The 13,363-nt window shown below is 45.2% G+C and carries 14 protein-coding genes; 5 read left to right on the top strand and 9 right to left on the bottom strand.

Going from position 1 to position 13,363, the window contains the following annotated elements:
* Nucleotides 1–37: 37 nt before the first annotated feature.
* Nucleotides 38–943, bottom strand: a complete 906-nt coding sequence (locus H027_RS0104485) for a LysR family transcriptional regulator (RefSeq protein WP_024871329.1) — start codon at nt 941–943, stop codon at nt 38–40.
* Between the two features lie 121 nt (nt 944–1,064).
* Between H027_RS0104485 and H027_RS18640 the strand changes: the two genes are divergently transcribed.
* Together H027_RS18640 and H027_RS0104475 are read left to right on the top strand one after the other, a co-directional pair.
* Nucleotides 1,065–1,202, top strand: a complete 138-nt coding sequence (locus tag H027_RS18640) for an SDR family NAD(P)-dependent oxidoreductase (RefSeq protein ID WP_081741380.1) — start codon at nt 1,065–1,067, stop codon at nt 1,200–1,202.
* A 19-nt stretch (nt 1,203–1,221) separates the two neighbouring features.
* Nucleotides 1,222–1,890: an NAD(P)H-dependent oxidoreductase gene (locus H027_RS0104475; protein ID WP_024871328.1), complete on the top strand. Its 669-nt coding sequence runs from the start codon at nt 1,222–1,224 to the stop codon at nt 1,888–1,890.
* A 132-nt stretch (nt 1,891–2,022) separates the two neighbouring features.
* Here H027_RS0104475 and H027_RS0104470 read toward each other — a convergent pair whose 3' ends face one another.
* The 6 genes from H027_RS0104470 to H027_RS0104445 form a co-directional block, all read right to left on the bottom strand.
* Nucleotides 2,023–2,586: a TetR/AcrR family transcriptional regulator gene (locus H027_RS0104470; protein WP_024871327.1), complete on the bottom strand. Its 564-nt coding sequence runs from the start codon at nt 2,584–2,586 to the stop codon at nt 2,023–2,025.
* Nucleotides 2,587–2,746: 160 nt separating this feature from the next.
* Nucleotides 2,747–4,438 (bottom strand): methyl-accepting chemotaxis protein, encoded by a 1,692-nt coding sequence (locus tag H027_RS18260; RefSeq protein ID WP_024871326.1) that lies wholly within the window; start codon nt 4,436–4,438, stop codon nt 2,747–2,749.
* A 57-nt stretch (nt 4,439–4,495) separates the two neighbouring features.
* Nucleotides 4,496–5,320, bottom strand: coding sequence for an HD-GYP domain-containing protein (locus H027_RS17460; RefSeq protein WP_237657923.1), 825 nt, complete (start codon nt 5,318–5,320; stop codon nt 4,496–4,498).
* A gap of 194 nt (nt 5,321–5,514) precedes the next feature.
* Nucleotides 5,515–7,062, bottom strand: a complete 1,548-nt coding sequence (locus H027_RS0104455; RefSeq protein WP_024871324.1) for a DHA2 family efflux MFS transporter permease subunit — start codon at nt 7,060–7,062, stop codon at nt 5,515–5,517.
* A 15-nt stretch (nt 7,063–7,077) separates the two neighbouring features.
* The gene (locus H027_RS0104450) at nt 7,078–8,235 is read right to left on the bottom strand and encodes an HlyD/EmrA/EmrK family protein (RefSeq protein ID WP_202593433.1); all 1,158 of its coding nucleotides are present in this window, start codon (nt 8,233–8,235) and stop codon (nt 7,078–7,080) included.
* A 25-nt stretch (nt 8,236–8,260) separates the two neighbouring features.
* Nucleotides 8,261–9,742 (bottom strand): efflux transporter outer membrane subunit, encoded by a 1,482-nt coding sequence (locus tag H027_RS0104445; RefSeq protein ID WP_024871322.1) that lies wholly within the window; start codon nt 9,740–9,742, stop codon nt 8,261–8,263.
* A 105-nt stretch (nt 9,743–9,847) separates the two neighbouring features.
* On the opposite strand from H027_RS0104445, the gene H027_RS0104440 reads away from it, so the two are divergent.
* The 3 genes from H027_RS0104440 to H027_RS0104430 all read left to right on the top strand — a co-directional run bounded on the left by H027_RS0104440 (nt 9,848) and on the right by H027_RS0104430 (nt 11,874).
* Entirely contained in the window at nt 9,848–10,465 is a 618-nt protein-coding gene (locus tag H027_RS0104440; RefSeq protein ID WP_024871321.1) for a TetR/AcrR family transcriptional regulator, read from the top strand.
* Nucleotides 10,466–10,623: 158 nt separating this feature from the next.
* Nucleotides 10,624–11,070 (top strand): hypothetical protein, encoded by a 447-nt coding sequence (locus H027_RS17455; protein WP_024871320.1) that lies wholly within the window; start codon nt 10,624–10,626, stop codon nt 11,068–11,070.
* Nucleotides 11,071–11,262: 192 nt separating this feature from the next.
* Nucleotides 11,263–11,874, top strand: a complete 612-nt coding sequence (locus H027_RS0104430) for a TetR/AcrR family transcriptional regulator (protein WP_024871319.1) — start codon at nt 11,263–11,265, stop codon at nt 11,872–11,874.
* 5 nt (nt 11,875–11,879) lie between these two features.
* On the opposite strand, the gene H027_RS0104425 is transcribed toward H027_RS0104430, so the two are convergent.
* Both H027_RS0104425 and fis read right to left on the bottom strand, forming a co-directional pair.
* Nucleotides 11,880–12,806 carry a GGDEF domain-containing protein gene (locus H027_RS0104425; protein WP_024871318.1) on the bottom strand — a complete coding sequence of 309 codons (927 nt, stop codon included), beginning with the start codon at nt 12,804–12,806 and terminating at the stop codon, nt 11,880–11,882.
* 246 nt (nt 12,807–13,052) lie between these two features.
* Nucleotides 13,053–13,352, bottom strand: coding sequence for a DNA-binding transcriptional regulator Fis (fis, locus tag H027_RS0104420; protein WP_024871317.1), 300 nt, complete (start codon nt 13,350–13,352; stop codon nt 13,053–13,055).
* Nucleotides 13,353–13,363: the final 11 nt, after the last annotated feature.

Raw genomic sequence — 13,363 nt, 5'->3', positions numbered from 1 at the left:
ATCTGACGGTGATATGAGTTGTGTGACATTTAATCAGTCATGTGCTGTGTTGAGCTATCCGTTTTATTTGGTCTCGTAACCACCGCTGGGCCGGATCGGCATGTTGGCGGGGATGCCAACCAAGTTGTATTTCGAAACTGGTCAATTCGCAGGGTGGTGGTAATACCGCCAGCGTATGTTGCCAGGTGAGAGCCAGACGAGCAGGAACGGTCGCGACATAATCGCTTTGTTCCAGCAATGTTGGGACGACCATGAAACTCGGTAAAGATATTTTTACCTGACGCTGATAGCCGAGCCTTGTTAAGGCTTCATCGACAATCCCCTGAAATCCACCTCCACTAGGCGACACCATGGCATGTTCCAGTTGGCAATATTGACTCAGTGTCAGGGCATTTAATGCAGCAGGATGATCGCGTCGCATCACACACAAAAAGGTTTCGGTATACAGCGTCTGAGCACGCAGCAGGGGTGGCATCGCTTGTGGTGTGATAAGCGCCAGATCCCGTTCGCCGCTGGCCAACTGTTCAACCAGATGTTCGGCTTGCGGTGTGTATAGCGCAAGACGCACTCCCGGTGCCTGATGCTGCAAGTAAGCGGCTAAAGGTGCACTGATCGTGGCATGCACGGCGTCCGTGGCGACGATATGGAAAGTTTGCTGACTGGTTGTTGGCTCAAAACTTTGACTACTGCTGACCAGTGAACCCAGCGAGGCCAAAACATCACGCAGTGGTTGTTGCAGACTCAGTGCCAGCGCAGTGGGTGTCATACCGCGGGCCGCAGGTAACAACAGCGGGTCACCAAACCACTCGCGGAGTTGTTTTAGCTGGGCTGAGACCGCGGGTTGCGAAAGGGATAAACGTTGTGCTGCCCGGGTGACATTCAATTCAGCAAGCAACACATCAAGTGTGCGTAACAGATTGAGATCGAGACGAGAAAAATCCACGAGCTATCCAAAATACTGATACTAGAAATAACTATAATCCATTAGTTAGATACTTATCTACTCTTTATAGTTGTTCCATACCACCGGGGTTAAACCCGGGAAGTGAATTAACGGAGTGGATATGCAAATGCAAAGAGTGATCATCATTGGCGGTAGTAGTGGTATTGGACTGGCAACAGCTCAGCTGTTGGCTGCAAACGGCACGGAAGTCATTATTGTTGGCCGGAACAGAGAGCGACTGACTGCGGCGCCTGAATGAGACTGTAAGGAATCAGAAAATGAATATATTGATTGTTCTTGCTCACCCGGAACCCAAAAGTTTCAATGGCGCATTATTCGACCTGACCATAAAAACCCTCCAGGCAGCAGGCCATACGGTCCAGACCAGTGATCTCTATCGTATGGGGTTCAACCCGGTTTCGGATCGCTATAACTTCACCACAGTGAAAGATCCTGATTTCCTGAAACTCCAGCTTGAAGAAATGCATGCAACCGAAATGGGTGGTTTTGCTTCGGATATTGAGACTGAAATCCGCAAAATAGAAGCTGCAGACTTGATGATCTGGCAATTCCCTCTGTGGTGGTTCGGTATGCCGGCCATTCTCAAAGGCTGGGTGGATCGGGTGTTTGCTATGGGGCGTACTTATGGCGGCGGACACATCTATGAAACCGGTGTATTCAAGGGCAAACGCGCCCTCCTGTCACTGACAACCGGTGGCCCGCAAGAGGCTTATACGCCGGAAGGTTTTAACGGTGACCTGACAGCGATCTTGCGGCCAATACAGCGGGGAATATTGGAGTTCACTGGTTTTTCTGTCTTGGAACCTCAGATCCATTACGCGCCAGTGCGGGTGACGACCGAACAGCGGGAAATTTGGCTGCAGTCGTGGCAGGAACGTTTACAGCAGATAGAGCAAGAAACGCCTATTTTGGTGGGGTGCTATTAAATCGCAGTCTATGTGGTGTGGTTGATTACCCAATTCATATTAAATGATGCTATAAATAAGAATGCTGATATTGTTATTGGCGTTCTTTTATTTACGGCGTACGCTGTTTTATAATAATTAAATCTTGGTGTGTTAAGCCAAGATGGCTTGCCAACTCGCCTGGATAAGCTCATTCTCTAATTCCTCGGTCATTTCAAACTTAATTATTTGCTGAGTCTGAGAAATATTAAAAAGAAAACCCAAGCTTAATTGCAATAACAAATATGGCGGAATATTCCTGAATAAACCGGTGTTGATGCCACGTTGATAATATTCATCAATCTGAAGGCATTGTTCTGCCGTCCATAAACAGTCTTCTTGGGTATAAAATGGCGAATTTTCATAGAGGTTTTTAAAATAGATCCTGGATGGTCTCATTTTAAAAGCATGATAAGTACCTAGCCATAATTTACGGAATTGCTCGAAGGGAATAAGGGTTGTGTTAAACCCGTCTAAAGTGCAACTGAGTATATCGGTAAATATCTGACGATAAATGGTACGAATAAGTGCTTCTTTATTTTCAAAGTGGGTATAAATCGTTGCGACCGAGATTCCTGCTTCCTTCGCTATCATTTGCATCGATGTCCCATGGAAACCATAAGAAATATACAGTTTCTCAGCACATTTTTGGATCCGTTCAGCTTTATTGTTCGTCATATCAACTCCCTAAAAAATATATAAATCACGTATGGCAATTTAAATTAAGATTGATAAAAAATAGCTTCATCCTTGAAGCCGAAAGGTACTACTTTAAGGAAAACAGCGATGAAATAGCATTCACGAAATATTCGTATCTTTATCGACATCAGCTTTGAAATCAGGGTAAACGATAACTCATTACCGTCGCTTCCATATCTTCAGCTGCCTGATGCAGGCTCTGACTGGTCTGCCCCAGCTCTTTTGCCACATGTTCAGTCTCCTCCACGGCATCTCTGATCACGATCAACGATTCAGAGACTTCATTTGCAACCAGAGTTTGTTCCTCTGATGCGGAGGCTATCATTTCACTGTGCAAGGATAGTTCCCCTGTGTGGCTAACAATAGCCATGAAACATTCGGTTGCAGCGGTTGCCTCTTGCTGGGCCTGATCTGCTGCCAACACACTGGCTTGCATGAGTTCGACGGCACTGCACGTCCCTTGTTGCAAAACGGCAATCATTTCAGCGATTTCTCTGGTGGCGTCTTGAGTGCGTTTAGCCAAAGTACGTACTTCATCGGCGACCACTGCAAAACCCCGCCCTTGTTCACCGGCCCGGGCTGCCTCAATAGCAGCATTCAGGGCTAACAGGTTAGTTTGATCTGAAATGCTGTTGATGGTGTCAACCACAGAACCGATAACCAAAACCTTGTCTTTGACTTCATTCACTGAATCAGAGCTGGCATTTAGATTACTAACCAAACTGTTAATAGCGTTAATTGCGTCGTTGATCTTGCTGGCCCCTCCGTTGGCCAGTTGGTCGGTTTGTTTGGCATTATCAGCAGAGTTTTGAACATTCTGTGCCACATCCCGGATAGTGCAGACCATTTCTTCCATCGCAGTGGCTAAATTATCCAGCCGTTGCCGTTGTTCTATGATTGCGTTACTGACTTGAGTCACACCATTGTTGATCTGAGACGAAGATGCAGAGAGTGAGAGCGCATTGTCCCTTTGGGTATGCAGCAGACTGGCAAGTTGTACTCGACTTGATTCGATAGCCCGATTAATGGAAGCCAGTTCGTCACTGCCATACACAGCGACAGGATTGATCAGTGTGCGTTGTGCTATCTCTTGCAAGCTTCGTAACGCACTATTGACCTGGACTGAAAGGTTCCGGGAAAAGAGAGTGATCAGTCCGAACAAAAGAATAATAATTGTAAATAAAATCAAGCTGCTATGTTGCAAGTAGTTGCTAAATACCTGATCTGCGGCATCTAAATAGACTCCTGAGACCAGTAAATAGTTACCGACCGGGTAAGCGTAAGCGACTTTTAGCACCTTCTTCTGACTATTCGGTTTTGTATAGGTATAGGAGATCAATGCTGGGTGTTCAGATTTAGCAATACGGATCAGCGCCTGATTGACGTTTTCATTACTGTCGTTTATTTGAACCGGATCCAGAACTGTACCAAGACGGCTATGATCAGGTGGATAGACCAGCAAAGTAGCCTGTCTATCGGTAAGGAAAAAATAGCCTGAAAGTCCCTTTCCCCAACGGACTTTTTCAAGTCGTTCGGTGGCCAGTTTAACGAAAGCTCTCGGATCTTGTTGTGAGTAACTTTCGAGGAGATGAGCCTCACTTTCCACATGTACGATCAGGTCATTCTCAATAACAGTTCGGATTTCCTTATAAACTAATTTGGCGGACAGGACATTACCCAATAATGCTAATAATGCGATGCAAACCAACAATATCCGCATTTTTCCATTAAAACTAAAATTAGTTGTCCATATAGCAAATTTATTCGGTTTGAAACTATTAGGTGGTGGAGATATATAATCCAGCACATCAGTATTTGCATTGCTGTTCATTGGCGATATTGCTCCTTGATTCCTTAAGTATCTGTGTATCTGTTTTTAGATGGTCTATCAAAAAACAGATGTTGAAACAGAACAAAAATCATTAAAATATAATATCAGATGTTCTTTTATCTTAATTTTAAGTTCGTTAGAGCTATTCGGTATTTGATTTAAAAAATTAGGGATTAGTTCAATAAAGCTATCCAATAATTCGGGATCAAAATGCGACCCACGTTTTTCCAGCATAATAGTTAGTGCATCGAGACAAGTATAAGCTGGTTTATAAACTCGTTTAGACGTCAGTGCGTCGAATACATCAATAATGGCAAATATCCGAGCCTCAATAGGAATATCTTTTCCTTTAATTCCGTTTGGATAACCATTACCATCATAATATTCATGATGTCCTGAAACGACAGGCAATGCCTCCCGGGTGATTTCAGATTCTGCAATGAGTCTGATGCCATGTTTGACATGCTGTTGCATGATCAACCGTTCATTGTTTGTTAGTGGCCCGGGTTTACTCAAAATATTATCAGGAACGACGACTTTTCCGATATCATGCAAAAGTGCTCCCTTTGCTGCCCGGACCAAAATATTTGCAGGCAAGTTTAATGCTTCACAAAACATCATAGTCAACAAGGTGACTCTCAGGTTATGCCCGTTCGTGTCAGGATCGCGTAATTCAATTAGTGTTCCTAACAACGAAAACATTTCAACATTATTTTGTATGGCTATCTTTTTATTGAAATGCAGATGATTCAGTTGTTTATTTACCAAATAAACCCAAATAACAACATTTCCTAATATGAGGGAGAGCAGAACCACCGCTTCACCGTTATTCTGGTTGGCAATTAATCCCAAAGGTTTCATCTGTGATGTAAACAAAAACATGCTGAGACCAGAAAACAACATCAGTATCAGTGTGACAAAAACAAGATCAAACCTAGATCGTTGATTTGTTGATTGAATACGAGATATTTCTGTTAAACGAAACCATCGACTTAAGTGCCGGATCTTTGATTTCGTCCGAGTAAACAGTGATATCGACTGTTGATTCGAGAACTCAAGCATGTTTCCTCCGCTTCTCAGTGACCAACCGAAGCTGCATCAACTTTGCGTGTCGCTTTGGGGGCCAACCCAATGGCAAAAGCTGAGATAAAAAAGAGAATTGCAATCGTGATCATCAAGTTATTGGTGGACAGCATCAGACTTTGACCCGTCACCATTCTGTCGAAGAGCTCGCGAGTGAATTGTCCAGCCAGCGCAGGTGCAGAACTGATCACAGTATTTAATTGGCCTGTGGGGTCAACAATGCTGGAGAGTTGATCGTGAACAATGTAGCGACCATCCTGCCAGAAGGTGGTGACCAACGACGTGGCGAAAGCACCGGCGATTGTTCGCACGAAGTTCATCAGACCGGCCGCCGAGGCCATCTCGTGTTCTTCGACAGAGCCCATAGCCAAACCTGTGATCGGTACGTAGTACATCGGCATACCAACACCCATGAAAAACAGTGGGATACAGATGGACCAGAAATCCATATCTGACGTGGCAAAGGCTCGCCAGAATGTGTCGGCCCCCAGCCAGGCACAACCAATAAAGATCAGCCAGCGTGGATCGACCCGGTTTGATAAGTTAGCCGCAATTGGTGAGAAAATAACCGAAAGAACCCCGCCCCAAGCTACAACGATGCCAGACCAAGTGGTGGTGTAGCCCATATTGGATTGTAACCACATCGGCGTGAGTACATTGAGGCCAAAGAAACAGCCGAAAGCGAGTGCGAGCACGAGCATACTGGCACTGAAACCACGATAACGGAAAACACGGATGTCGACGATCGGATGTTCTTCGGTGAGTTCCCAGATGATGAAACTCAAGAAACCGATCACAGCAACAATAGCTAGAATAATGATTTCGTCAGATGAAAACCAATCGAGATCTTTGCCTTCGTCGAGCATGATCTGCAAAGCTCCGACCCAGACTACCAGCAAGAGGAAGCCGATCACATCCATCCGATTTTTGACCAACGGATCTTCATACCGTTTGAGCAGGTTCCAACCGATCAGACTGAAAAGGATCGCCATTGGCACATTGACGGCGTAAACCCACGGCCAGCTATAGTTGTCACAGATCCAGCCACCCAGAACAGGGCCACAGACGGGTGCCAACAAGCTGGTCATTGCCCACATGCCAGTTGCCAGCATGGCTTTTTCCTTGGGGAATATGCGCAGCAGCAGGGTTTGTGAGAGTGCCAGGATCGGCCCGCCAGCCATACCCTGTAGTACGCGCATCAACAGCAACATATTCAATGAGTTCGACATGCCGCACAGCAAAGAAGAGACACCGAACATAAACACCGCAACCGTGAACACCTTCACTCCACCGAAGCGTGAAGTGAGCCAGCCGGTCATAGGAACTGTGATGGCCTCAGCCACCGCATACGCGGTGATGATCCAAGTGCCCTGGCTGGTGCTGGCACCGAGTGCTCCCGCCATATTCGGTTGGGTAACGTTGGCAATCGTCATGTTGAGCACGGCGATAAAGTTAGACATCGCCAGAACGACAGCTGCAATCCAGAGCATACTTCCCTGAAGCGCAGGTGTGTCATTGTGAGTGATAGCGGTGTTTGACATGATGCACTCCTAATGTCAGGACTTGTCGCTCAGATCAACAGTGGCGTTCATGGATAGCCCAACGCGTAACGGGTGCGCTTTCAACTCAGTCGGATCGAGTTTCACGCGCACGGGCAGACGTTGTACAACTTTGATCCAGTTGCCAGTGGCGTTTTGTGCAGGGATCAAGGAGAAAGCTGCGCCTGTACCGCCATCGAATCCTTCAACAACACCGTGATAAACAACATCTTTCCCATACAGGTCGCTGGTCAGTTCTACTTTTTGTCCGGAACGTACATCCTTGAGTTGAACTTCTTTGAAGTTGGCGTTGACATACATGTCCTGAACCGGAACTACGGTCAGCAATGGTGCTGAGGGTTGTACTCGTTGACCTAATGCCACTTGTCGGCGAGCCACAATACCGTCAACTGGCGAACGAATGATGGTTCGTTCCAGATCCAGCTGTGCCTGATCTCGTTTTGCTTTGGCCAACATCACTTCAGGGTTGTCATTTAAAGAAACACCTTCAATCAATGCAGCATTGGCTTGTCTCGATCCCTTGGCGGCTTCCTTGGCTGCATGTGCTTGTGCTACGGCGGCATTCGCAGCATTCAAATTGGCCTCAGCAGAAGCATAAATGTTCTGGGTCCGCGTCAGTTCATCACCGGAAATCGCCCCTGAAGGGAGCAATGCCTTGCGGCGCTTAAGATCGATGCTGGCTCTTTCAAAATCAGCTTTTGCTGATGCTAATTGAGCTTGAAGTCGTTTTTCTGCTTCATCACTAGCCATAATCTGAGCGCGTAAACCGACGTCACTCCCTTGATAACTCTTCACACGACGAATTGCGCTGCCAAGCGCAGCTTCCGCTTGATCCAGTGCTAACTTGGCATCTGAAGGATCAATAATGACTAAAATGTCACCTTTTTTAACCAATTGAGAATCTTTCACTTTTACTTCGGCAACCGTTCCGCTGATGGATGACATCACCTGAGCAGACTCTACTGCGGTATACGCGTTGTCGGTTTCAACATATTTGGAAGCCACTAACTCCCAATAAGATCCTGCTCCCGCTCCAGCTAGTGCGATGGAGATAGAGAGTAATGTAAATAAGCGTTTCCGTTGCAGAAGCTTATTTCTTGTTGGTTCCATTATCTGAGATGAATTTAAGGTGGTTGTTTCAATAGGCATGTTCATTTCTGCTCCTAAATTTCTGGCTTGTTTACTTGGAGGTTTTTGAATTGGTGATTAACTGGTCGGTAGACTGAAAACCACCGCCAAGTGCACGAACCAACGCGACATCAAGCACTAATGCGCGGGTTTCAATATCGGCTAAGGAACGCTTTGCGGCGACGAGTTCATCTTCTGCTGACAAGACATCGAGATAACCGGCAAGCTGGCCTTCATAACGCTTTTTCATAATGCTGTAAGCTTTATCTGCGGCATTAACGGAAGCGCGAGAGGATGCAAGTTCTCCAACTAAGGCTTTACGACTCACAACCGCATCGGCGACTTCATGCAGCGCATTGGCGAGGGTGCCGTTATAGCTGGCAACGGCGGCATCATAATCGGCCCGGGCCCCTCGTAACTGACCCTGCAACCGTTCAGTGTTGAATATCGGCAAGGAGATCGCCGGACCGACACTACCAATGTCAGAGCCCGATTTAGTCAGATTATCGATACCTAGAGATTGGTAACCGGTGAATGCTAAAAGATTAACACTGGGATAAAACGCCGCTTTTTGTTGATCGATACGTTTTGCTGCAGCTTCAGCTCGTAAACGTGCTGCGACGAGATCTGGACGCCGTCCAATGAGATTTAAGGCTAGGTTGGCTGGTAATCCCATAGAACCGAATGAACGAACCGTCGGACGGGATATGACTAGTCCGCGATCAGGTCCTTCCCCCAACAGCGCGGCTATTGCATTTCGTTGTAATGAAATACGTTCATCGACTGAACGAAGTTCTGTTTGTGCAGCCGCCTGTCGAGCTTCGACTTGATTCACACTCGCTTCATTTTCAAGACCAAACTGATGCCGCTGACGGAACAGTTCCGTGGTTTTAGTGCGCAGTTTGAAAGTTTCTTCGGCTGTATCACGTACAGTGAACAGATGGAGTAACTCGGCATAGGCTGACGCCACGGAAGCAGAAAGGATCAAACGGGTTTCCGCGACCTCGGCTTGAGCAGCCTTTTGATTTGACATTGCTGATGCCAACGCCGCACGGTTTTTGCCCCAGAAATCCAGTTCCCAGGACAGATTCAATGTGGCCTGCCCGTAGTCATTCCAATTTTGCGGTACAGCGCCCTGCGGCATGAGATAGTTGTAACTTTGTTTGGCCTTGGTGAAAGAGGCATTACCGCTCACTTCTGGCATCATTGCCGCGTTGGCACCTTGCACGGCAGCACCGGCCAGATGCAATCTAGCTCGCGCCAGTTCCAGATCCGGCGAATCGCGCAGTGCTTCTTCCACCAGTGAATTTAATTGTGGATCGCCGTAGTTTTCCCACCAGTGATCTCCTGGCCAAGCGATAGATGAGTCTGCAAAGGTTTTTGTACTGCTTAATTGCTCGACTGGTTTCACCGAAGGTGCAGTGCCTAAATTAGGCATATAGGCACAACCGCTCGCGCCGATCATGCTCGCGGCTAACACGATACAAATAGAAACTCGACTTCTGCGAGCCGGTAAAATGTGGGGCTGATTCATGGCGCACTCCGTAATGTACGTTACAGTACGATTTATAGCCTTGACTCAAATATTCTGTCAAGTAAAATCGTACCGTAACGTACAGTACGATTTAAAGAGTGAAATATGAGCAGACAACTGCGAGATGACAAACGACAAACTATCCTGGATACGGCTTATCAGTTATTCCGTGAACAGGGGTTTGATGCAACATCAATGTCAGCGATAGCAAGAATGGTTGGAGGTTCCAAAGCGACGCTTTACAACCATTTTCGTTCAAAAGAAACGCTTTTTATCGAATGTATGATGGCTGCAGCAGAGGGACATATCACTAGCATAATTAATTTGTTAGATAGCCCTGATGTTGATCAATATGCCATGTTACGAAATTTTGGCGCCAGCTTTTTGAGCTTTGTGACATCCTCGCATCATGTGGCTGTACAACGTTTATTAATAGCCGAAGCCTGTCGCTCCAATATTGGTAAATTGTTTTTTATCAAACTCAAAGCGTTACGTGTGCATGTAGAAGCCTTTTTGTCTCAACTTATGACCTCAGGAATGATTCGCAGTGATGATCCTCAACTAGCGGCTATTCATCTCCGCGCATTGTTAGAGGCCGAAATAGTAGAGCCCTTGTTATTTCAGGCACGAGACGATTTGCCAGAAGAAAAAGAAATTTTGATTGCAGCGGAGCGAGCCATCACTGTTTTTTTGAGAGCTTATTCTCCCGATAAACAGGCATGATGTACGCAGAAAAAATTATAAGCTCCGAAGTCTATAAATTTATTTATAAATCAAATTTATTCTAACCAAACATATAAAAATATCGTAACGCATTATTTTTTATATGTTTGTAAAAAAAATTCATGTGATTAGGAATCAATAAAATATTTGGAGGGGAAATGGAACAATCCATAGTGACAGCGCTTTCCGCTGTAATGGGTTCTTTAGTCGGCGGGGCATCGTCTATTTGTACTGCATGGTTTACTCATCGAGCACATAGCAGACTCGAAATGCTTAATTCAGATTTTCGGCGTCGGGAACAGATTTATACCGAATTCATCGTCGAATGCTCCAAACTTTCGGTTGATGCATTAAGTCATTCTCTGGATAGCCCCACGACATTAATGCAGGTTTATGCTCTACAAAATAGAATAAGGCTCACATCATCGCGAGAAGTTGTTCTAACAACAGAAACCACAATCAAAAAAATCATTTCACAGTCTTTCAAACCCAAAATAACTATTGAGCAATTAAGAGCTGAATTTGAATTTGAACAAATAGATCTTCTCCGGGAATTTAGTGAGGCCTGCAGGAAAGAGCTAAAAAATTTACAATATCCACTGTAGGTAAAAGAGTGAGGATATTATTAATTTTTAGGGAAGCAGCCATAACAGGAATGAAGGTAATAATGCTGCGGAATGTGTAAAACGTAATCAGATACGAGACCAACAAATTGTTGATAAATTTCATCGGCGCTGACCGCATTTATAGGAAGGAAGGGTATACTGCAACGCATTGATTTTATGGGGGAGATAACTATGAGTAAGAGAGATGAAAAGCGGCAAGCTATTTTGGAGGTTGCCTATCGCTTGTTTCGGTCTAAAGGCTTTGATGCAACATCAATTTCTGAAATAAATGCTGAGGTGGGAGGCTCCAAATCAACCATTTACAGCCACTTTCCTTCTAAAGAAGAGTTGTTTGTTGCATGCATGGTGGCCACTGCGGAAAATTTCTTTGTAGCTGTGACAGCGCAGGCATCGTCACAAATGAATTCATCAGAAGAGAGCCCTGAATCTGTTTTACGAGATTATTGTATTCGTTTTTTGCGGTTCGTATGTTCCCCTGAAATGGTTGATGTACAACGACTAATGATTGCAGAAGCACACCGTTTGGGTATTGGTAAGTTGTTTTATACCAAACTGGCAGGTTTACGGGGATATGTCATCGCTTTGTTATCTCACCTGATGGAATCGGGAATTCTTCGTCAAGAAGATCCCCAACTTGCAGCCGAACATCTCCGTGGTTTATTGCAAGCTGAACTACTTGAACCACTGTTGCTGCAGGTAAGAACCGATTATCCCGATGAACATGAAGTTACTATGGTCGCAAACCGAGCCGTGTCTGCATTTTTGAGAGCTTATGCGCCCTAAAGTAATTATCCTGTGCACACTTGATTTCTACCTGTCCGTTTAGCCCGGTAAAGAGCCTGATCTGTGACATGAATCCACTCTTTACAGTTAAGAGGGGTGTCATGGTTAAGTTCGGTTAAACCGGCAGAAAATGTGTATAGAAATCCAGGGGCGATCTCTTCTAGTGTTGCAGATGATAAAATGTGACGTATTCGTTGTAAAAGAACCATGGCTTCCTGTTGCGTGGTTTCAGGTAGAAATAATGCGAACTCCTCACCACCAAGCCGCCCAATGACATCTTGTTTACGCAGGCTCTGCCGCAAGACACTGGAAAAATGGCGCAGTACGTCGTCGCCGGCAGTATGGCCAAATTGATCATTTATTTTTTTAAAATGGTCGAGGTCTAAGATAGCTAAACTGCTTGGATGTCTATAACGTAATGCCCGTTGATGTTCATTTGTTAGCTGTTGCATGAAATGGCGACGATTCGATAGCCCGGTTAACTCGTCTGTCAACGAAAGTCTTTCCAATTCCTTATGGGCATCCAGAAGCGCATGTTCAGTTTTTTTCGAATGAGAGATGTCATTACATACAAGAACAACCTCACCACCCACGTTTACCTGTTCTGTTACCAAAAGCCACCGCCCATCAACGAGATCGACCTCATAGTGACGAAATGCTACCGACCGATGTTGTTCGTGCACAAACTCAAGCCATTCGTCTAGTGTTGATGAATGAGTAGCAGTACCTACTCCTCTGGTATGCATCCAGATTAATAATTCATCATAAGAGTGATTTAGCACTGGATGATCTTCAATACCGAGCAAGGAGATAAAAGCCTTATTGAAAAATATGAATCGATCTTCTGCATCCAACACTGCAATACCATTGCCGCTGGTTTCTATATGCTCAACTAATATACGTTGTAGCTGTTCTGTAATTTCGATATTCATATCTGACATCCTCCTTAGGAGGCGCTGGCGATATTAGTGACTAAGCATCTGATCAGAGTGTTATGTCTCACTTAATTGTAGTGGTTGGATAAACTCTTGCATCAATCAAACATGATACTGCTGAGATAGTTAATTTATGGCTGGATCGAACGGTGTGATAGTGGGTTCATTTGTGGGTCTAAAAAATAAAAAGGCGTAAACAAATAATGTAAACGCCTTTTATTTCAATGAATTAGCAATGAATGATTAGTTCATGCCGTATTTTTTCAGTTTCTTGCGCAGTGTACCGCGATTGATACCCATCATGATTGCAGCTCGGGTCTGATTACCGCGGGTGTACTGCATGATAATGTCGAGCATTGGCGCTTCAACTTCACTCAGAACCATGTCATACAGTTCAGTGACATCTTGACCGTTTAATTGAGCCAGATAGTTACGTAAAGCCTGCTGAACGGAGTCACGCAGTGGGCGCTGAACAGGTTGGTGAGTTTGTGCGTGAGTGACGGTAGTTACCAGTGCCTCAGAAGTCAGGGTTTGATCCAACATAATTTTTTCTG

The sequence above is a fragment of the Tolumonas lignilytica genome, assembly GCF_000527035.1.
Taxonomy (GTDB): Bacteria; Pseudomonadota; Gammaproteobacteria; order Enterobacterales; family Aeromonadaceae; genus Tolumonas; species Tolumonas lignilytica.
Note: the sequence above shows the minus strand (reverse complement) of the source record. Positions and strands in the feature narration are given on the sequence as shown.